Annotated in this window: 22 protein-coding genes and 1 pseudogene; 8 read left to right on the top strand and 15 right to left on the bottom strand. The window is 65.3% G+C overall.

Features of this window, described 5'->3' with window-relative positions; genetic code table 11:
- From ND747_RS14250 to ND747_RS14240, 3 genes and pseudogenes are all read right to left on the bottom strand, one after another.
- Window positions 1-751, bottom strand: a pseudogene (locus tag ND747_RS14250) (N-terminal phage integrase SAM-like domain-containing protein); the annotation flags it as partial.
- Complete coding sequence (locus tag ND747_RS14245) at window positions 751-954, bottom strand: hypothetical protein (RefSeq protein WP_251734101.1); 204 nt, start codon at window positions 952-954, stop codon at window positions 751-753. The pseudogene ND747_RS14250 and the gene ND747_RS14245, both read right to left, overlap by 1 nt.
- Before the next feature lie 143 nt (window positions 955-1,097).
- On the bottom strand, window positions 1,098-1,397 hold the full coding sequence (locus ND747_RS14240; RefSeq protein WP_251734100.1) for a hypothetical protein: 300 nt from the start codon (window positions 1,395-1,397) through the stop codon (window positions 1,098-1,100).
- Between the two features lie 148 nt (window positions 1,398-1,545).
- Between ND747_RS14240 and ND747_RS14235 the strand changes: the two genes are divergently transcribed.
- Window positions 1,546-1,749 carry an AlpA family transcriptional regulator gene (locus ND747_RS14235; protein WP_251734099.1) on the top strand — a complete coding sequence of 68 codons (204 nt, stop codon included), beginning with the start codon at window positions 1,546-1,548 and terminating at the stop codon, window positions 1,747-1,749.
- A gap of 6 nt (window positions 1,750-1,755) precedes the next feature.
- Here the strand turns inward: ND747_RS14235 and ND747_RS14230 are convergent, their stop codons facing one another.
- Complete coding sequence (locus tag ND747_RS14230; protein WP_251734098.1) at window positions 1,756-1,947, bottom strand: helix-turn-helix domain-containing protein; 192 nt, start codon at window positions 1,945-1,947, stop codon at window positions 1,756-1,758.
- A gap of 29 nt (window positions 1,948-1,976) precedes the next feature.
- Window positions 1,977-3,677, bottom strand: a complete 1,701-nt coding sequence (locus ND747_RS14225) for a replication initiator (RefSeq protein ID WP_251734097.1) — start codon at window positions 3,675-3,677, stop codon at window positions 1,977-1,979.
- 395 nt (window positions 3,678-4,072) lie between these two features.
- On the opposite strand from ND747_RS14225, the gene ND747_RS14220 reads away from it, so the two are divergent.
- The gene (locus tag ND747_RS14220; protein WP_308204628.1) at window positions 4,073-4,816 is read left to right on the top strand and encodes a phosphoribosylglycinamide formyltransferase; all 744 of its coding nucleotides are present in this window, start codon (window positions 4,073-4,075) and stop codon (window positions 4,814-4,816) included.
- Here the strand turns inward: ND747_RS14220 and ND747_RS14215 are convergent.
- The 3 genes from ND747_RS14215 to ND747_RS14205 form a co-directional block, all read right to left on the bottom strand.
- Complete coding sequence (locus ND747_RS14215; protein ID WP_251734096.1) at window positions 4,756-6,333, bottom strand: FtsK/SpoIIIE domain-containing protein; 1,578 nt, start codon at window positions 6,331-6,333, stop codon at window positions 4,756-4,758. The genes ND747_RS14220 and ND747_RS14215 overlap by 61 nt on opposite strands.
- Window positions 6,334-6,460: 127 nt before the next feature.
- Window positions 6,461-6,760 (bottom strand): hypothetical protein, encoded by a 300-nt coding sequence (locus tag ND747_RS14210; RefSeq protein WP_251734095.1) that lies wholly within the window; start codon window positions 6,758-6,760, stop codon window positions 6,461-6,463.
- Complete coding sequence (locus tag ND747_RS14205; protein WP_251734094.1) at window positions 6,757-7,176, bottom strand: plasmid replication, integration and excision activator; 420 nt, start codon at window positions 7,174-7,176, stop codon at window positions 6,757-6,759. Before ND747_RS14205 ends, ND747_RS14210 begins: the two co-directional genes overlap by 4 nt.
- A 301-nt stretch (window positions 7,177-7,477) precedes the next feature.
- Here ND747_RS14205 and ND747_RS14200 point away from each other — a divergent pair, with 301 nt between their 5' ends.
- Complete coding sequence (locus ND747_RS14200; RefSeq protein ID WP_308204627.1) at window positions 7,478-7,813, top strand: helix-turn-helix transcriptional regulator; 336 nt, start codon at window positions 7,478-7,480, stop codon at window positions 7,811-7,813.
- Window positions 7,814-8,055: 242 nt separating this feature from the next.
- Here the strand turns inward: ND747_RS14200 and ND747_RS14195 are convergent, their stop codons facing one another.
- Genes ND747_RS14195 through ND747_RS14185 form a run of 3 tightly spaced genes read right to left on the bottom strand, consistent with a single transcriptional unit; the run spans window position 8,056 to window position 9,941 of the window.
- Window positions 8,056-8,505 carry a hypothetical protein gene (locus ND747_RS14195; RefSeq protein ID WP_251734092.1) on the bottom strand — a complete coding sequence of 150 codons (450 nt, stop codon included), beginning with the start codon at window positions 8,503-8,505 and terminating at the stop codon, window positions 8,056-8,058.
- Between the two features lie 54 nt (window positions 8,506-8,559).
- On the bottom strand, window positions 8,560-9,396 hold the full coding sequence (locus ND747_RS14190; RefSeq protein WP_251734091.1) for an SAM-dependent methyltransferase: 837 nt from the start codon (window positions 9,394-9,396) through the stop codon (window positions 8,560-8,562).
- Window positions 9,393-9,941, bottom strand: a complete 549-nt coding sequence (locus ND747_RS14185; protein WP_251734090.1) for a hypothetical protein — start codon at window positions 9,939-9,941, stop codon at window positions 9,393-9,395. The genes ND747_RS14190 and ND747_RS14185 overlap by 4 nt, the downstream gene beginning before the upstream one ends.
- Before the next feature lie 224 nt (window positions 9,942-10,165).
- On the opposite strand from ND747_RS14185, the gene ND747_RS14180 reads away from it, so the two are divergent.
- The 5 genes from ND747_RS14180 to ND747_RS14160 all read left to right on the top strand — a co-directional run bounded on the left by ND747_RS14180 (window position 10,166) and on the right by ND747_RS14160 (window position 16,368).
- Entirely contained in the window at window positions 10,166-11,308 is a 1,143-nt protein-coding gene (locus ND747_RS14180; protein ID WP_251734089.1) for an AAA family ATPase, read from the top strand.
- Window positions 11,298-11,888 carry an AAA family ATPase gene (locus ND747_RS14175; protein ID WP_251734088.1) on the top strand — a complete coding sequence of 197 codons (591 nt, stop codon included), beginning with the start codon at window positions 11,298-11,300 and terminating at the stop codon, window positions 11,886-11,888. The genes ND747_RS14180 and ND747_RS14175 overlap by 11 nt, the downstream gene beginning before the upstream one ends.
- A gap of 6 nt (window positions 11,889-11,894) precedes the next feature.
- Entirely contained in the window at window positions 11,895-12,629 is a 735-nt protein-coding gene (locus tag ND747_RS14170) for a hypothetical protein (protein ID WP_251734087.1), read from the top strand.
- A gap of 207 nt (window positions 12,630-12,836) precedes the next feature.
- On the top strand, window positions 12,837-15,089 hold the full coding sequence (locus ND747_RS14165; RefSeq protein WP_251734086.1) for a restriction endonuclease: 2,253 nt from the start codon (window positions 12,837-12,839) through the stop codon (window positions 15,087-15,089).
- Between the two features lie 619 nt (window positions 15,090-15,708).
- Window positions 15,709-16,368 (top strand): hypothetical protein, encoded by a 660-nt coding sequence (locus ND747_RS14160; RefSeq protein WP_251734085.1) that lies wholly within the window; start codon window positions 15,709-15,711, stop codon window positions 16,366-16,368.
- A gap of 792 nt (window positions 16,369-17,160) precedes the next feature.
- Here ND747_RS14160 and ND747_RS14155 read toward each other — a convergent pair.
- From ND747_RS14155 to ND747_RS14140, 4 genes are all read right to left on the bottom strand, one after another.
- Window positions 17,161-17,931 carry a site-specific integrase gene (locus tag ND747_RS14155; RefSeq protein ID WP_251734084.1) on the bottom strand — a complete coding sequence of 257 codons (771 nt, stop codon included), beginning with the start codon at window positions 17,929-17,931 and terminating at the stop codon, window positions 17,161-17,163.
- 225 nt (window positions 17,932-18,156) lie between these two features.
- Window positions 18,157-19,038 (bottom strand): IS3 family transposase, encoded by an 882-nt coding sequence (locus ND747_RS14150; protein ID WP_285900510.1) that lies wholly within the window; start codon window positions 19,036-19,038, stop codon window positions 18,157-18,159.
- Between the two features lie 8 nt (window positions 19,039-19,046).
- A complete protein-coding gene (locus ND747_RS14145) occupies window positions 19,047-19,337 on the bottom strand; it encodes a transposase (protein ID WP_251734082.1) in 291 nt (96 codons plus the stop codon).
- Between the two features lie 52 nt (window positions 19,338-19,389).
- On the bottom strand, window positions 19,390-19,938 hold a 549-nt coding region (locus ND747_RS14140; RefSeq protein WP_251734081.1), incomplete at its 5' end, for an MFS transporter.

Genomic DNA, 19,938 nt, shown 5'->3' with positions numbered 1-19,938 from the left:
CGAGGGCAACCGCGAGGACCCGCCGGGCCTCTTCCTCGGTGAGTGCACGCACCGGAGCTTCCGCGTTCCTCGGCGGTTGGACGAGCGAGGCAACGTTGCGGGTCAACAGCTCCTCTTGGAGCGCATCGTTCAGCGCAGCAGTGAGGATCACCAGCAGATAGCGAACCGACCGGGCGGACAGCGGTTTGATCGGCTTGCACTCCCGCTGGACAGCGGGTTTCTTCCGCGTCGCCGAGGTGCCCCCGGTCCGCGCGTTTCTCTCCTTTTCGCGTTCCGCTGCCTTACGGGCGGCCTCTGCCTCCCAGGCCGCACGCTGTGCCACCCCGGCGGATGACGGTTCGGTGAGCTTGCGCGTCATCCACTGCCGGACATGCGCCGTGGTCAGCTTGCGCAGCTCGTGACGGCCGAGAATCGGTGTGATGTGTAGCCGGATCTGATCCGAATAGGACTCAAGAGTCGATTCCGCGAGGGTTCCGGCGACGACGCGGGACGGCAGAACGACCGTGACCCACTGCTCCAGGTACTGCGCCACCGTCATCCGGGTGGTGACCAGCGGGACGCCGTCCTGTACCGCCCGGAGTGCCGCCGTGATCTTCTCCCGGACGTCTTCCCGGGTCTTGCCGTAGACCGTCGGCCGGGTGCCGTCGGGCATCCTGACCTGGCCAGCCCAGCCGTTGCGGTACCGGTAGATCGAACCTTCGCCGTTGAGCCGGCGAGGTCCCTTGCTCTCCTTGTCTTTCGCCGTGGTCATCAGGCCACGTCCAGCGGGTTGCCGGCGGGCCATTCGACCGCGTCGCACCACGGGCAGCCGTAGGGGCTGTCTTCCATGTCGCACGCGAACTTGGTCTCTCCGTCGGTCTGCGGGTAGGCGCGTCCCTGGCCGCGGTTAGCGCGGTCGAGATGGTCATGCAGCGCCTGCGTGAGGCTCACCCGTGGCGGGGTGTTGGTGGGCATGGCGGTTCCTGCTCCTTGCCGAAAGAACGGGCGCCGGGTCGCGGGTCGCGTGGTCCGGCGCGAGGGAGTGCCGTTCTCCGGCGTCGGGATGATCTGTCGGGACGCCAGAGAACGAGCGAAGAACGGGTGGGGCCGAGGAGCCGCTACAGGCGGGGTCCGCTTGCCGTCGCCGGTGCCGCCGGGGTGGTGCCGCCGGTGGTCTCGGGTTCGGTGCCGTCGGGCACGGTGCGGAAGACCATGGTCAGGTCGATGTCGCCGAAGTGCGCGGTCAGGAAGGCGTCGACCGGGAGTCGGGACATGGCTTCGCTGACGTCGTGGGCGTCGGCACCGGGGCGCACGGTCAGTGCGTACACGCCGGGCTGGACGACGCTGGCCACGATCAGCGGCGCGGGCGTGCCGGGGGTTCGGTTCGGGTCCGGTGGGCCGGGCGGGAAGATGGGCACGGGTCTCTCTCCTGTTCGCGCAGGAAGGGGCCAAGGTTCTGGTCGGGTGTTGCCGCACCCGGCTGGAACCGCCCCCATGGGACTGGACGACCGTCCAGTAACCCCACGGTACACACGGGGCTGGACGGCCGTCCAGTAGATTGCGGGTATGACGCAACCGCTCATGGGAGCGGCGGAGATCGCCCGCCGGTTGGGGGTCGGGCGCACCCGGGTGAACCAGCTTCTGAAGGAAGATCCGACGTTCCCCCCGCCGTTCGCTTCCCTGGCCGCCGGTCACATCTGGCGGACCGACGACGTGGAGACGTGGATTGCCGAACATCGCCCCGGTCTTCCGCCGGCTGCCGCCCCTTGAGCCCGGTCATGCCGCCTGTGCGTCGTCCAGGCCGCGGAGCCGGTTGACGAAGGCCAGCAGCGCCGCCGAGGGAATCCGGCGAGCCCGGCCGATGTGGACGGATTCGATGTCGCCGCTGTTCAGGAGTTCGTAGACGGTGCTGCGGCTGACGCCGAGCAGGTCAGCGGCTTCGGTAGGGGTGAGCAAGAGCTTTGTCACGCGGGCTCCAGGGTGTGCCAGGGCGAGGGTCAGGCGGCGTCCGCCAGCGGCGGCCCGGTTGCCGAACTCCCGCCCGCCTTTTCGCCGGTCCCAGGTCCGGTGGCGAGTCCAAGCTGTGCGCGCCAGGCGTGGCGTTGGGCGATGGCGTGCAGGATCAGGTGTTCACGGCGCGGGGCAGCCGGGTCCCCGGGGCGGAGCAGCGTCCAGGCGAGCCGGGTCGGGTCGCTGGCCGGGGCAGCCGGTCCGGTGCCGGTGGCGCCGAGGGCTTCGAGTTGCTGGCGGATGAAGTCGACCCGGTCGTGGCGGTGGTCGGTGAGCGTCTTGCCGGACCAGTGGCGTGAGACCAGAACCCGACGGCCGCCGAACCCGAGCGTTTCCCGCCGGTGGGCCTTGCCGGTGCAGCGGCCGGGGGCGAGCTCGCGGCGGGGGTGGCGGGGTTGGATGCCGTAGCGCAGCCAGTTCGCACACGTCGGGGAGCACGGTTCGTAGCGCAGGGCAGCGGCGAGCCGGTCGACGTGTGCACGCTGCCGGTCGGTGTCCACGGCGTGGCAGGCGTCGAGCGACTTTGTCAGGTACTTGGTGAGATAGCCGATCATCCGGCCGGTGTTCGCCGAGTTCGCGGTCACTCCGTCCGCGCGCAGCTGCGGGCCGAACCGGACGACGTGGGCGGGTTCGTCGTCCTCGCCGATCGCATCCACTGCCGCATCCCAGGACGGCAGCGCATCACCGGTGTCGGGGTCGTGGTAGCCGCCGGTGGCGTCGTCCCACACCGGTAGACGCTGACCGTCGTAGACCGGCAGGCCGGTGGTCGGCCACCACACCTGGTGATAGGTGGCCGCCGCGACCAGCCGCAGCGTGACACGCGGGACCGTGCCCCGGATCGCCGCATGCAGGTGGGGAGCGAGACGCCGTTGGGGTTCGAGAGCGGCGAAGTACTGGACGTCCCAGCCGGCCGACCGGCGCAGGTTCTGCCAGAACCGATCCAGCAGCTTCGGAAAGTGGATGGCATCCCGCGCCGCCCGCCGATAGTCGTACGAGCCCGGGTCCACCGGGGTGCCGTCGGAGTGCACCCGTCCATACGAGTCGCAGGTCAGGGTGAGGAACATCGACGGGCGCCACGCCGTGCCGTCCGGGGCGGTGAACGTCCGGCCGACGGTGCGCCGGTCGACGGGCAGCCGGGGCAGGTCGGGGGCATCCTGGCGTCGCTTCGTCGAGCGGGTCCGGCGCGGCCGGTCCCGGTCGGTCGGGGTGATCTGGCCGCGCACGCCGAGGTCGGTCAGCTCGGCGTCCACCTGGTCGATAAGTTCGTCGATCTCGCGGACCTGTGCGACGTCGCCGGCTGTCAGAACCTCATCCCGCGCGGTTTCCAGGTCCGCGCGCAGCACGGCAAGTGCCTTGGCGTCGTCCGACGGCGGGTCGGGGTCGGGCAGTGGTTCGTCGTCGAGGTGCCAACCGGCCTTGCACTGCGCGATCCGGAGCCGCCGGGCCCGTTCGGCGCATGATGGGCACTTCGAGGCCAGCGTGGCGCCGCAGGGGACGGGGATGATCTGGGTTTCGCCGGTGTCCAGGCTGGTACGGCGCATCGGCAGCGGCCGGACGCACACCCCGTTGTCCACCGCGACCGCCTCGACCACCTGACGAGCCAGCGGGGCACGCAGCCGTGCCGCCCGGGAGCCGGGCCGGTCGGTCACGGGAAGCGGGTTGGTCGGGGCCTCCGTGGGATGGGTCATCGACAGGGGATTCCTCCAAGGGTCGGGGGCGGGGGTGGTGTACCGGATGTGGCTGCAGCGCACGCCAGCGACGTCGGCTCGGCGGCTCCGCGGACCGGAAGCGACGCGGAGACACCCGCGGGTCAAGCCCGGGACCTGCGATGAACAGCGCAGATCGTTTCCGCAGTCATGATCACTGGACTGTGGGGGCGGGTTCAGGGAGCATTCGTCGCGCACGGAGTCTGGGGTAAGAAAGCGTAAGGAGGGGTGCCGTAACTCGACACAAATTCCGCCCGCACCGGCGCCCTTGTTCCTCGGGTAGCTCGACGCAAAATCAGCCGGTACCTGACCTTCGAGGATAACCGTATGGGAGAGGACATAAACTCTGACCATGACTGCTCCAACGATCAATCCTCATGCGCCCCTGGAGACGGCATCGAGCCCACATGGTCGACGTGGCTCTCATGGCTGACTTTCGCATAGCGGTGTTCGCCTCGCATACCGGTACCAACCTGCGGGCACTGCATCGGGCCTCCCTCGAGGAGGGGGCGGCCTTCCGGTTGGCCTTGGTGCTGAGTAACAACAGGGAGTCCGGGGCCCTTGCCTATGCCCGAGGGCACTCCATCCCGGCAGCGCACATGTCAGGAGTCACGCATCCCGATCCCGATCAGCTCGACACGGCGATATGCGCACTGCTCAACGAGCACCAGATCAGCCTGATCGTTACGGCGGGCTATATGAAGAAGATTGGCCCCCGCACGCTGGATTCCTTCGCCGGCCAGATCATCAACGTACATCCGTCCCTGCTGCCACGACACGGCGGAAAGGGCATGTACGGTAGCGCAGTCCATGAAGCCGTCCTGTCGTCTGGCGATCAGGTAACGGGTCCGTCGGTCCATGTTGTCACCGCGGATTATGACGAGGGCCCTGTCATCGCGCGGCACGAAATAGCGGTCCATCCGAATGACTCGGTTGAAAGTCTCGCCGAGCGAGTTCTTACGGCTGAACACGTCCTGCTTCCCGCCGTGGTGCAAGATCTTGCTGTCCGGGCCATCGAACGACAGGACCGCATCGCGCTGCCCGCCAACTCCGGCCGTGCTCAGGCAGCTCGGTCAAGCCCGTCGAGGGGGTCGGAGTCGTCGCCGTCATCGTCGAGGTAGTCGCTGATGTCCGGTGTCCAGCCGCGTGCCGCGTTGGCGGGTCGGTAGTGGGTGACGATGCGGCCGATCTCGATGTCGTCGATGTAGGCGGCGCGGACGCGGACCGGGTCGGGGTTGCCGTCGTGCAGCACGTAGCCGACGCCGGGTAGGGCGCGGGGGATTTCCTCGGCGCGGGCACCGCGTTCCCGGGCGCCGTTGCCCAGGACGAGGTCCGGTTGGTCGGTTTCGGTCATCCGCAGTGCGACGCGGACCGGGAACAGGTCCCGGAACGGCAGGACTTCCTTGCGCGGGTCCTGCAAGGCCGCGATGACCACGACGCCGGGGGCGCGTCCCTGGGACAGCAGCAGCGGCAGCGCGGCGCCGATCCGCTTCTTGAGGTCCCGGTCGGTCACGTAGGCAGTGAGCGAGGCGATTTCGTCGACCACGACGACGATCAGCGGATCCGACGGGGTCGGGGTATGCAATCGGCTGTTTCCCGCCAGCTTCGCCGTCCGCTTCTGCATGCGGCTGACGGCGTCGTCGAGGAGGTCAGCGATGGTGTCCGTGCTGGTGGCGAAGCGGGTGAACAGCGGACGGCCGAAGGCCAGTTCCATCCCGCCTTTCGGGTCGCATACCCACAGTTCCACCAGCCCGGTCCGGACCGCCGGAGCCAGGCCGCGCAGCAGCCCCCACAGCACCGAGCCCTTCCCTGCTCCGGTCGCCCCGGCGATCAGGACATGCGAGCCGCGCACGGGCAGCGTCCAGGAGGATCCGTCCTCACTGCGGCCCACCGGCACCGCCGACAGGCCCGCGACCAGCCGACCCAGGTCCGCCGACGAGCCAGCGAAACGGGAAGCGTCACCGGCAGCGCCGGCCGGGTCAGGGCCGGCACCGTCGGAACCGTCGAGGCTTGCCGGGGTGACCGGGCGGGTTAGCGGGTCGTGGCGGTGGAAGGAGATCCGGACGAAGCGGACCGTCTCCCCATGCACCTGGCAACGCCGCGCCCGGAAGACGTGCCGCAGCGCCTCGGCCTGCTCCGCCCACTGCGCCGGGGTCTGGCCGGGCAGGAGTTCCACCCGCAGCACGTCCACCGATCGGGACGCGCGGATCGACCGGATCCGCGGGAAGTACTCGTCAAAGGTCACCTGGTCGCCGGTCGAGGTGGGCATGCGGATAGCCAGGTCGGTGTGGACCATCGCCGGCTTCCACCGCCGCTGGTAGACGAACGTCAGCCGGGCACGGCCGCACAGCCACCAGGCCACCGGCCAGAACGACCGGCCGTGCAGCCGCCACCACACGACGGCGAGCACCGCCAGGCCGCCGAACAGGACGCCCAGCGCAGGCAGGCCGAAGTGATGGACGAACAGCAGCGTCCCGAGCGTCGAGCCGACCGCGACCCGGTGCCGCCAGCAGGAGCGCACCGCCAGTACCAGCCCCTTGCCGGCCACGGCCAGCAGCAGCATCCACATGGGCACACGCATCTTGTCGGTACGGGTCGGGACCCGCGGGAAACGCTGGTCACCGTTGATTGTGGACATGGCGATACCACCCGCTTTTCGAGCGCACGAAACCAGGGACAGGTGTTGCGGGAAAAGATTTCCCGGGGGGCCCGGAATCCGGATATCGGAGTGTCCGGGCCGCCCAGGTGAACCGGCCGGATGCGGCCTATGCCGCCCGGAGTTCCGCCGGGTCGGCGGTGTCGTCGGAGGCGAAGCGGATGCGCTCGCACTCCACGAGGTAGTCGTTTGCCGCACCGATCAGCGCGTAGGCGAATTCGATCTGATCCGAGGTGACCGCGTTCAACGCCGGAGAAATCGTCACCCCCATCATCCCGAGCCGAAGCGTCAGGATCGGCGAGCGATGCGGGTACGTGTGGCAGTGCACCGACCAGTCCGCGCCGATCTGTAGACCGAGCAACGCCGAGGAACGCAGACCGTCGGGTGCCGGCCGGACACGGCCGTTCATGCCGCCACCGCCGGACCCGGACGCCGACCGTTCGCCGTGCCCGGTGCACGCATGTCCGAAGCCCGCAGCGAGTAGGCGATCTTCGGGCGTTCGGCGTTGCGCCGGTCAATGTAGGGCGTGAGGGACAGACCATCGAACTCCACCGGCCGGAACGGCGTTCCAGGCAGCAGGTCCGGCGGGACTGGCTGCACCGCCGCCGTCATCCGGATCTTGAGTTCGTTGCTACGGGCCGCCGGGTCGGCGTCGATGACCTTGACCTGCCAGACCAGGTCTCCGGTCTCCTCGTCGCGCTGCTGTGCGTCCGCCACCCCTGCCCGGACCTTGTCGAAGTCGTTGACCGGGTCGACACCGACCACGAACGCCCCCACGGGGAACACCACCCCGAAGGCGACGGGAATCCGTCGTGGCACCGCCATGGATCCACCTTCCTCAGTCGTCTGTCCGACCGGGCGTTGCATCGGCCCGGTGGGTACGGAACGACAATGCACCGCCGAACAAGCGCGTATCAAGCGCTATACCGGCGGTGCATGAGCAGTCGGGATCGAAGAATGTCGTCAGTGCATGAACTCATGCAGGCCATGCCGGGTCGATATAGGCGTTGACCAGGGCAGGACGGTGCATTGCCTATTCGCTAGCATGCCGTCCATGGATGATCGTCCCGGTGGTGTGAATGCCCCCGATGGCCGACGGGACACAGATGGCGAGGACTGGACGGCGGTGGCCGTGGCCATCACGGAACGCATGGCCGCCCGGCGCATCAGTCAGCAGGAGCTTGCCGACCGCGCCGGTATCGCCGTGTCCACGCTGAGGCTTGTCCAGCACGGCGCGAAGCGGCGTGTGCGGACCCGGACCCTGACCTCCATCTCCCGCGCTCTGGACTGGCCGGACGACCATCTGGTGCGGGTACTCACCGCCGGTCAGGTCACAGCGGAGGGCGACGGGGAAGAGGCAGCCGTGGTGACGCGGCAGATTCTCGAAGGTGTCCGCGACATCCGGGACGACCTACGGGCGCTCCTGCGCCGGCTCGACGACCTCGACCGACAGCGCAGGTGATTCGTCTGCCCAGTGGCGGCAGCACCGACGCATGCGGTCCCGGACATGGCACGGCCCCGGATCCGTCGGGTGGGGATCCGGGGCCGCGGTGGCCGGTGAGGAGCGCTCACGGAGACCGGCCACGTTCATGGGGATGTGGTTCGGGTGGGAGGACCCGTGCCGCGTGCCGCCGAGGGGGTCGGCCGGGCTCGGGTCCTCCCGGTGGTGACGGGCGTGTCGTCGGGGGTTGGCCCGTCACCGGCTCACAGGCGGGTGGGTGCCACCTGGTCGACGTACATGGCGTCGGCGACCGTGTCGAAGGCGGCCGAGGTCTGGCCCCGCCGGACGGCCAGCGCCCGTTCCACCTGGTCGGTGCTCAGCAGGGCGTAGCCCTCGGCGAGCGTGGCGAGCATCAATGTCTCGGCGTCGCCGAACAGGATGCCGCGGGTCTCGGTGTGCGAGCTCATTACCTCGCGTGCCCTGTCGTCGCAGATCCTGCCGGAGAGGATTCCGGCGAGCAGTTCCCCGGCGAGCCGGGTCATCTGCGCATTGATCGTCGCCCGCTTCTGGGTGTAGCTGTGGCACAGGTCGGCGATGCCGTTGACCTGGACAAGGTCCAGGCCGATGTCGCGCCGGTGGTGCAGTTCCGGCAGGAACAGCCCTGGCGCCGGGGCGAGACTCGCCGCGCCCGCCGTACGTAGATCGGACAGCAACCCACTACCTCCAAAGGATCATTTCGCGTGTCCGCCCGCCGAAGCGCGAGCGGATCAGGACTTCCGCCCGACGCCGCCGTACAGCCACACCTTGTGGATGTCCTCGGGCGGGGTGTCGGGCTTCCACAGCGGCAGTCGCACCACGCCCGGGTCGACGACGTCCGTGCCGTCGAAGAACCGCGTGACGGCCGCCAGGTCACGCAGCACCAGGGGAACGGCCGTGGTGGCGTAGGTGTCGACGATCGTGTCCACCTTCGAGGGTGCGAGATCGCCGGTGGCGTGCGAGACAACGAGGTAACTGCCCGAGGGCAGGGCATCCACCAGGGAGCGCACAACAGCGTGCGCGTCGTCGTCATCGGTCAGGAAGTGCAGGACCGCGACGAGGAACAGCGCGATCGGCTGGCGGAAGTCGAGCGCGTCACGCAGTTGCGCGGCGTCGAGAATGAGCGCCGGGTCGCGCAGATCCGCATCCAGGTAGGCCGTGCGCCCCTCCGGCGTGCTGGTCAGCAGCGCGCGGGCATGCACCAGAACCACCGGATCGTTGTCGCTGTAAACGACCCGGGACTTTGGGTCGACGGCCTGCACCACCTCGTGCAGGTTCGGTTGTGTAGGGAACCCTGTTCCGACGTCGAGGTACTGGCGGATCCCGCACTCCGACGCCAGAAACCGTGCCGCCCGGGTCATGAAGTACCGGTTCGCGTGCGCCACCAGGGGAACGTCCGGCGACGCGGCCACCACTGCCTCCGCCGCCACCCGATCGGCCGGTAGATGGTCCTTACCGCCGAGGAAGTAGTCGTACATCCGGGCGGGATGCGCCACCGACGGGTCGAGCGACGCACTCGGCGGGAAGACGGCCGGGTCCCGTCCGCCGACAGTCTGACGAGTTGTCATCCGCTGATCTCCGCTCCCGCGTGTATGGCAGGCAGGACGAAAGCGCCCGGGTAACGCCGGTCCCGGGCATAGATCCGAGCCGCCGACCGCGTACCGAAGAACCCGATCACGCCAACCAACGGCCCACGCTGGCCACGGATGACGACGGCCCACACCACCGAACGCCCGTTGCCTTCGACGCCCAACGCAGGCAACGGCCCGCCCGACCCCGACTCGTCATCGACCAATCCGTCCTGACCGGATGCCCGGGTGCACACCAGCTCCCGCCGGGACAGGCCCCGCTTTACCGGCCTGTGCCCCGTGTCAGCCGGGATGTACTCCGTCGAGCGTGCATCCTCCGTTCCGACGTCCGGTTCGGCCTGTTCCTCCGTTCGCACGGCGCCCCTCATCGCATCCCCTTCGCTGATCGGTGACCGGCGCACCATCCGCCGGGGCGCCGGGAGGACCGAGCCGTCCAGGCCGCCAGCTACCGGCACGAGCTGGACGAGATCCGGTGTCGACGCCGTCCGCGGAGCCGACTCGGCACGGACGGCGTCGACTGCCATCAGACTCACCGACACCGCCCGAACACGGAATGTCGAGGCGGCATGGATGCACGGCATTCCACCGCCGATCCCACAAGCGCCGAACACGCAGATCAGCGCCGTTCCGGCGCTGTTTGACCGCCTGATCCCGGCTTGGGATGTCGACACGGCATGCCACCGCTATGCTCACCGTGCTGGTCTGCTCACGCCGATTGCCCCGACTGTCACCGACCGAAAAGCGACAAATGACCGCCGACACAGACAGCCCCTGGCAGCGCTACACCGTCTCCGCCGAGCTACTGGCCCGCGACGACATGGCCGCCGCCCTACGCGGCCGGGACTTCGGCGCCGCGTTCCTGCTCATGCGCAAATGGGATCATGTCAGCCAGGACCGGATCGCCTCGTCGGTCGAGGGGTTCAGCCAGTCGCGGGTGAGCCGGATCGCCGGGGGCAAGGCGAAGGTCGAAGACGTCGACGTCATCGAGCGCATTGCCGATGGTCTGCGGATCCCCGGGGCGATGGTCGGTCTGGCCCCACGTCCATGGGAGGTGTCCGGAGCGGTCGGGGCCGCCCCGCATCCGCCGCGGGAGACGCTACGGGTTCCTACTCACCTGCGCGAGCAGGCCGGGGCAGCGTTCGGGGCACCGCCGGCAGCGCCCCGCCGGGACGAGGTCACCGACTCCATTCGCCAGCTACTCGCGTGCATCGAGCCGCCGGCCGCGGGTCGGAGCGGTCGGGTGGAGCTGCCGCCGTTCGACCTGGAATCGAAGGTCCTGGGTGCGTGGAGTTCCGGCCGCCCGCGGGAGGGTTCCCCAGCGCTGGTGATGGTGGCCGGGTTCCCGGGATCGGGGAAGACCGAGTTTGCCCGGTTCATCTGTGAGATCACCGGCTGGTCGTTGCTGGACAAGGACACGATGAGTCGTCCGCTCACCGAGTCCCTGTTGCTCTCTCTGGACACCGATCCGAACGACCGCCAGGGCGAGACGTACACGGGCAGGATTCGCCCGTTGGAGTACCGGGCGATGTTCGATACCGCGTTCGACAACCTGCGGTTGGGCCTGCCCACCGTGGTGACTGCGCCGTTCGTCCGTGAGCTGACCGACCCGGCGTGGTTGGAACGGATGAAGAAGCGGTGCGCGAACGCCGGGGCAGCGATCGCCGTCGTCTGGTTGCGCTGCGACATCGACTCCCAGCGCGACTACCTCGAATCCCGCGACGCCGCCCGGGACACCTGGAAGCTGTCCTACTGGGACGAGTACGTGGCCACCATCGACCCCGACCAGCGGCCGGTGTGCACGCACTACGTAGTCGACAACAGCCGACATGCCCGCAGCAACCTCGCCGAACACGCCCGCCGCCTGGCCAGCCGGATCCGCGATGCCTCCTGACGCCGTCATCCTCTACGGGCCGCCCGCGTCCGGCAAAGACACAATCACCGCAGCCCTGACCAGCCGGGACGGTCGGTACGTGCATTTCGACCGGCTGAAAGTCGGGGCGAATGCCCGTGCGCCCTACCGGGTCGCGTCCGACGACGAGCTCGGCCGCCTCCAGACGCAGGGGCTGATCCTGTACGCGAACGAGCGATACGGGAACGTGTACGCGATCGACCGGCCCCGCCTGGACGAACTCACCGCCGCCGACCGGGTGCCGGTGGTGCACCTCGGCCAGATCGCCGGTATCGAGGCTCTGCACGTCGGCTATCCCGCCCGGTGGGTCACGGTGTTGCTGTGGTGCCCCCGTGAGGTCACCGCGGACCGCGCCCGCGAGCGTGGGAGCACCGACGTCGACGCGCGGCTGACCGTGTGGGACGAGACATCGACCGACCTCGACAAGGCCGCCGGGACAGATCTGTTCGACCTGGTTCTACGTACCGACCAGCGGTCGCCCGAGCAGGTCGCCGACCTCATCCACCATGCCGTCACCGACCCTTCCGCCGGCACCGTCTATCCGCGCGACCTGTTGGACTGACCGCCCATGCATCTGATGCTTCCGGCCCTGACCTTCCGCACGCCCAGCGGAGACATCGACAGGCCCACGACCGCCGCATACGCCTACCGGGCCGCGCAGACGTGGGCGCACCGGTTCATTCTGTCCGGCACCACCACCGGCGGACACCAGACCAGCGAAGCCGACCGCGCCATGGTCGTCGAGCTGTGGGCGGAGACGATCGGGGTGGACCGGCTGACCGCATGCTGTTGGACCGCCGCCGACATCACCCACGCCACCGCCGCCGGAGTCGTCCCGATGATCGTCCTACGGGACCTTGCCAGCGACCATGACGTGCTGAATCTGTTCGCCAGCCTGCCGCGCCCGAGCTACCTGTTCAGCCACCCCGAGTTCAGCCCCACCACCCTGACACCTCAGCTTGCCGCCACAGCCCAGGCCGCCGGGATCCTGCCCGCCGCCGCGAAGGTCTCCAAGGTTCGACCGGACACCATCGCCGCACTCCGCACCGCGACCGGCCCGGACTTCACCCTGTGGGACGGCACCGCCCGCCACATTGCCGAAAGCCTGACCGCCGGAGCCGACGGCATCGTCACCGCACCCCTGACCCACCTACCCGACCCGTTCCCCACGGACAACGTCACCGAGCTACAAGCCGCCATCGACGCCACCCAACACCACCTCGACACCCAGCACGGCAGGGACGCCCGCACCGCCGCCCTGTTCGCCATGGCCACACCCCGCCACCCGAGCTGCGGCGGATAGCGTCATGCCTGCCGAATTGCCCGTTTTAGGATCAAGGGCCGAAGCTGCGCCGCGCGACGGCTGCGCGCGGCGCTGGCGCGCCGTGCTCGCCGGCGCGTCTCGCAATCAGTCAAGCAATAAAGCGGAAGGAGGGCACCCGGGAAATGCGCTGCTAAGCACTTCGTCGAGATAGGTGGATTCATACGGCGACGAGCGACCTGGAAGATCATGGATACATTCGACCTCAGACGACTCACCGACTTCGACTTCGAGCTAATCTGCAAAGATTTGTTCGAAGAGATCCTTAGTGTCCAGCTTGAAGTCTTTGCGCCAGGCGCAGACCAAGGTATCGATTTGAGATGCCTGAAGGATAATCCTAGATCATCCACGATCATTCAGTGCAAGCACTGGACTCGATCGGGGCGGACAAAGCTTCTTAGCTACATGCGGCACACTGAACTACCAAAGGTTCGTAGACTTGCCCCGTCACGTTACATAGTTGCATGTTCCGTCGAGCTGACTTCCGACGCAAAACGTATTTTGATTCACGACTTTGACCCGTTCATAAGAAATAGCTCCGATATTTACGGGATCAACGAGATCGAAAGTGAGCTACGAAGCCGGCCACACATCGTCCAGCGCCATCCACGCCTTTGGCTAAATAGCACTGCGGTTCTTCAGGGACTACTAGCGAAAGAAGTATTGATAAGGTCGAGCGCTTTGATCGGCGAAATCGATCAAAGCCTCAAGAGCTACGCTCCCAACGCAAGCCTACATCGCGCGCACGAAATACTGGAAAGTATGCACGCCCTCATAATATCGGGCGGCCCTGGGATTGGTAAGACCACGCTAGCTCACGCGCTACTGGCGGACTACATATCGCGCGGATTCAGCGTTGTCGAGGTGTCATCCGATGCCGAGGAAGTTAATCGACTTTGGATGTCGGACGAGCAGCAGATTTTCTACTACGACGACTTCCTTGGCCAAACAACGCTCGTCGACAAGTTTCAAAAGAACGAGGAAAGCAGACTCATAAGCGTTATTCGTCGGGTAAAGTCGGCATCTAATAAGCGTCTTATCCTGACAACTAGAGAGTATATCCTCGCCCAGGCTCGCCAGCGATACGAAAAATTTTCCGAGACTGATCTGTCTCCCCTAAAGCACGTAATGGGTCTAGCGGACTACACGCCCGAGGTTCGTGCACAGATACTATACAACCATATCTATTTCTCAGATCTCCCCGACGAGAATATGGCGGCCTTTTCCGAACCCATCAAGTATCGCCGCATTGTCTACCACGACAACTTTAACCCTCGCATCATTCAAATCAGTGTCGGCAAGCATGCGGCAGGAGACTCGCCCGAAACAACGGTTCAACGACTTTTTGACGACCTCCAGAATCCCCGTCGCATCTGGGAGCACATCGTCGAGCATCAGCTTGATAAATTTGCAGTTTCTCTACTTGAGGTCGTGTTCTCGCTTGGCGAATTCCCGGCAAGCGGCCTCCGCGACGCATGGGTTGCATACACTGCGCCGAATGGAGACCCCAGGTCCTTTCGGCATAGCATACAACTCTTGGAGGGAACCCTTGTAAAACTCTTTCCGCGAGGGGATGAAGCTTGGCTTGACTTTCATGATCCGTCCGCCCGTGATTACATGATCGGATATTTGTCCGATCGGCCAGAGACAGTTATAAAGCTTGTCGAGAGAGCCATATTCTTTGAGCAGATTTGGGGTGTTTGGATCCTCGCCCGGAGCGATCGCGGCCGCCCAGTCATGGAAGTACTAAATGCAGTAGCTCACCTGGATTCAGCCATCAGGAGAACCCTTCAGTCACCCAATCTGCGGAAGACATGGGGAAGCGGGCGCATCGCTAGAGCAAATATTGTCTTGGAAATTGCTAGAAAGATAGAGTCTTCCGACCTAATTCGGCTCCTTGACGCCAGCATCCTTCGCGATATTGACTTCACTGAAGACGCAGCCGGCCCAGAAGAGGTGGCATCTCTAATAAAGAATCTATCAAACTTCGAATTGCAGCTAACACAGGAGCGGGCAATATCTCTCATTGACGGGGCAATTGACTACATTACGGAAGACGTCTCAGACCTCGACAGTAAATCGTATGCTTCAAGCGTGCTAATGACTTTGTCGGATATTGCCATCGCGGAAATTAGTGAGAAGGCTGCTAGCGCTTCGTCAAACCTGGAAAGCAGCATTCACGACGAAATATCAGACGCATTCGATGATTGGAGCAAGGGAGAAAGGGAATCATGGGACATGGGCGATATTATCGAACACGCATCCCATTTTCTCAATCCCGAGGAAGTATTTCCTTCCTACTTTGATGTCGCTTCCGAGATTTCTTCGATGAATAAATTTATGGCGGACGGAGAGTCACCCTCAGATTCCCGCTTGCGAGAGATAGATGAGCCTACGTCAGTCGACCATATACTCGGATCGCTGCGAAAAGACGGCAAGTAGATCCGCATTCTCGACCCAGCGAGAAAGACACGCTGAGAAACTGTAGATGGCGGGACATCTCGCCCTCTTCTTCTAGCCTAGCGGTCGTGTACCGGATGCCGAGGCGACCAAGTCGACGAAGAGCAGGAGGCGCACAACCTGGTCGGAAACATCCGCGGGTCTTGGTTGACGAACCGCCCGACCCCTCGACCTTTCAGACGAAGCCGCCAAGGACTACTATGATGCTGTGGCAGAATCTCCGGAGCATCAGTTCCTATCCCAGTGCGTTACAGATGTAATGAATCGACTGTCCCGCACCAATCTTTACAGTTATGTTGAAGCCGAACGTCGAAAGTTTGATTTCGCGTGTGAGCTGGTACGAGACTGGTCCCGTCCTGTCATTGGCCAAGTACTCTGGTCTCACATATCAGGTGTCGATAAAGATCTCCGCACGATGCTACTTGACCCTTCAGCCGAGGTATGTGCGTACGTCGCCCGGGACACGATGAAGTCTCGCAGGCTCCTTTCTGAAGTTGTGCACGACTTCCGATCGAGCGGGGCATCCGTCGCGCCGCATCGACTGCGTGTATTTTGGATTCCTCAAGATTTTGATGCAGACGATGAAGGCCAACGAGACCTCGTGTCGAACTTACTGAGCGAAGGTGTTTCGAGAGACATTCTGATGAATGTGGTACTAGGAAATCTCGCAGCCGAAGACGTCAGATTTTTTGTGCGGACGAGCGGGTCCCCCGGACTTCATCTGGCGCTACTTCATGAGATCTCGACCGCTGACAACGAATACTCTGGCTCGAAAGATCTTGCCGCTCGCCTTAAGGTCTCGCAGGGCGCAATCCGAGAGCGGATACTCCGGCTTCTTGGTAGTGGTTTTTTGTCTCAATTTGGAGGTGGTGTATTCGTTACGCGAGCAACTCTGAAGGGCCGCGTATTTCTCGATTTTTGCGGTCAAATATTCGGGCAAGTTCAGGCAGGGCAGGTGAGCCCGGAAATTCTCCAGATAATGCGCTTACTTAACATGCGGTTTGCTCCGTCAGCGTTCGGTATATCGGCAAGGTCACTGCACCTGGCAGGCCCTCTTCTCACCGAAGTCCCCGAGATGGTGACTGGTCGTTTGGTCGCCACTATTTCTGCAGCAATTGAAAAGTGGGGTATTTCGCTGGATGGCATTCCTCACAAAATTTGGGATCGGGAGGGTGATACCGATATGAGCGGACTGGCTGTTGCAGATATTGTGGCCAGGCTACGCCAAGAGAGTCAGCGTTATCACGTAGAGAGGGACTGAAAAGTGTCCGACTTTTACTGCAGTCGGAATCTCTGCTCACGGCTGAGAGAATCAGGAGATTGCCGCCGGATAGCTAGCAACCAAGCCCGCAGGCGGCTGGAGACGGCGGCGAAGCTCAGTGAACGAGGCCGTGCACATGACCAAGATAGGCGGACACCCACGAGCACCAGCAGACGAAGCACAGCGTTGGACAGCAGTGACAAGATCCTCACGGATCAGCAAGCCGGATCGACACGCGTCGGCCTACGGCTCACACGAGCTGGGCCCGGTGTACCCAATCTCTGTACCCAAGCCCACGGACACCGGCGGACGGGCGTGGACACGGACGGAGCCGATGTCCAGGTCGGGCCGAGGGAACGGACATCCATGGACGTCTACGGACAAGCCGCCCGCGACTCTTAACCCGCTGGTCGGGACGCCGGCCTGACAGGGACTGAGCGATCAGCCAAGGCACGATGATCTGGCCAGTCCCCGCCGTCATGCACGCCAGGGGGCAGAAGAACAAGTAAGGGGCACGCCAGCGGGTGGCCGGGAGACAGAGCCAGTTGCAGCGGACAGCCCGACCCGTTCGCCTTGCCAGCGGCGAGACTGTCTGTGGTCGCCCGCCGGAAGTTCCAGCAAGGTCATTTTGCCGAAACTGGTGAGTAGGCTCGTGCCGGTCAGGCCAGGCGGGGGCACCTCAGCGTGACAGCCAAGCCGACAGCCAAGCCGACAGCCAAGCCGACGGACGGAGGTGGACGCGGACGGACGCCAGCGGACGAGCCCTGGCAGGTTCTCGGGCTCGGCGGACGTCTACGGACATCCCCAGAAGATCCAGATATATCTACGGATCAGAAGGTTGGGGGTTCGATTCCCTCCGAGCGCACTGGTTCTGACCTGCGTTTTTGCCATTTTATGATCTTCCTGTGATTGGCTGGGTGTGCGCGGAGTGTGCGCCACCCTCCTGGCTGGGGTGCGGGGAACGAGCTGGGCGGCGCCTTCGGCCGCCTCGCGGGCACGTTCTTCCAGGACCGAGGTGTAGATGTTGGCCGTCACCTCGTAGCTGGAGTGGCCCAGGGTCTCCTGGATGACCTTCAGGTCCGCGCCGCCACCATGCATGAGCGTGGCGGCGACGTGCCGGGCGTCGTGGAGGCGGATCGGGGGCACTCCGGCCTTCACGATCAGGTCTTGGAACTCGGTGGAGACAGCCGCCGGGTGAAGGGGCTCGCCCTCGAGGGTGGTGAACACCGGGCCGGACGGATCCCAGCCGAGGCCCATGACGTGGCGCTCGTCGCGCTGGCGTTCCCGGTGGCGGTGGAACTCCTCGACGGTGAGGTCGTCGAGGACCACTTCCCGTACTCCCGCCTCCGTCTTGGGTCGGGTGCGCTGCACCTCCCAGCCGACGACGACGAGCTGCCATTGAATGAGCATCTTCTTCTGATCGAGGTCGACGTCGGGCCAGTTCAGGCCGCAAACCTCGCCTCGGCGCGGCCCTCGGTAGGCCACAAGGTGGTAGAGGGCGTAGAGCCGGTGCTGGTAGATCGAGTCGAGGAACGCTCCCGTCTGGTCGGGTGTCCACACCATGACCGGGCCAGGTCGCGTCCCGGTCTGTCGCCACAGCTCGACCCGGCCAGCTGTCCACATCATGGGCTTCGGTGGCCTGCCTGAGGGCAGCACCACGTCCTTGGCCGCGTTCGCCGTGATCTTTCCGCGCCGAATCGCGTCGTTCAGGGCGGAGCGCAGTGTCCGCCGGATCGACTGTTTCGAGGATGAGCTTGACCCCCTACGACGGACACCTGCGGTGTGGGATCAGTGATCGCCGTCTGGGGACGATCGGGGCAGGTGTGCGGCTTCATAGTCAGCGGGGCTGAGCATTCCAAGACTGGAATGCCGACGCTTTGGATTGTACCAGCATTCTATCCATTCGAAGATGGCGTTGGCAAGCTTGTCGCGGTTGTCCCAGCTGTGCCGGTCGAGTACCTCGAGCTGTAGGGTGCCCCAGAAGGACTCCATCATCGAATTGTCATAGCAGTCGCCGATCGTGCCTATCGACGGGAGCAGCCCGGCGGCACGCAGCCGGTTCCCGAACGCCCACGAAGTGTATTGTGTTCCATGGTCGCTGTGCAGGATCGTCTGCTTTTCCGGTGGCCGTCGGCGCAGGATCGCCATACCGAGGGCATCGAGGACGAGTTCGGTGCGTATGTGATGTGCGATGGACCAGCCGATGATGCGCCTCGAATAGGCGTCCATGACGGCTGCGCAGTAGAGTTTCCCGTCGCCTGTGGGATGTTCGGTGATATCGGTCAGCCACAGCTGGTCCGGGGCATCTACGGCGAACTTCCGGTTGACCAGGTCCTCGGCGGTGGCCTCGGCGATCGGGCCGCGGCGGGATCGGCGCCGGTAGACGCCCTGCAGGCCGGCCTCGCGCATCAGCCTCGCGACCCGCTTGTGGTTGACCGGCACACCCAGGCCGAGAGCGAGTTCGGCGTGCACTCGCGGCCAGCCGTAGGTTCCCCTCGACTCGGCATGGATGCGTTCGATCTGTTTCGCGAGCAGGGTGTTCTCCTGCTCCCGTAGCGACGGTGGCCGGCCGAGCCAGTCGTAATATCCCGACCGGGACACGCCCAGTACTCGGCAGGCCACCGCGACATCCACATCGAGTTCCGAGTCGTCGGCTAGCTCACGGACCAGCCGGTAGGTCAGTTTGGGAGGATGTTCTCCCGGGCGAAGTAGGCCGCCGCCCGCTTCAGGATCTCGTTTTCCATCTCCAGGCGCTTCTTGTCCCGGCGCAACTGAGCCAGCTCACGCTTCTCCACGCTCGTCAGCCGGTTCTCGCCGCCTTTCTCGTCCGCGTCGGCCTGGGCTATCCAGTTCCGCAGACACGAGTCGCTGATCGACAGCTGCTTCGCGAGCACAGCGATCGGCGCGTCGCCACGGCGGGCGAGCTCGACCGCGCGCCGGCGGAACTCAGGCGGGTGAGGAGCGGGCATGGTCGACATCCTCCCTGGCGGCCGGAGGCCACCTCAGGTGAGGTGTCCGCGCTCAGGGGTCAAGCTCAAGAACGATCATCACCGCACTGCCGGCGACCGCGATGGCGGAGTAGTTCCGATTTCGCAACAGCGCGAAGTCCATCACCGGATGCGCGGTCCGCCGTTCGGCCCAGACAAAGGTGGCCACCAGCGCCAGCAGAGGCACGCCACCCATAAGCGCGACCGGATGCCTGGTATCCGACTGTGGAAGCTCAACCAGTGAAGTCACTCCCACGAGTGAGGCTGTCGTGAACAGCACGGCGCCAGCCCAGTCGAACGGGGCCGCCGGAGGATTCGCCTGCGACGAAGCGGGTGACGTCAGCAGCAGTACAAGGGCGATCGCGCATACGGCGGCGGGCAGTACGAAGATGGCCCGCCAGCCCAGCGTCTGCAGCGCGAGCCCGCTCAGCTGCGGTCCGAAGGCGAGACCGGCGCCGATCAGCGTTCCCAGGAGACCGAACACCCGGGACTGAGCCCGGCCAGTAAGAGCTTGTCTCATGTGGGGTGTGGGAGTTTCTTCCAGCAGGTGATCGCGGCGGCCAGGCAGAGGAACCCGAGGAAG

Source organism: Frankia sp. R82 (assembly GCF_023716925.1).
Taxonomy (GTDB): Bacteria; Actinomycetota; Actinomycetes; order Frankiales; family Frankiaceae; genus Frankia.
The sequence above is the reverse complement of the archived record's forward strand: the minus strand, read 5'-3'. Positions and strand labels throughout refer to the sequence as shown.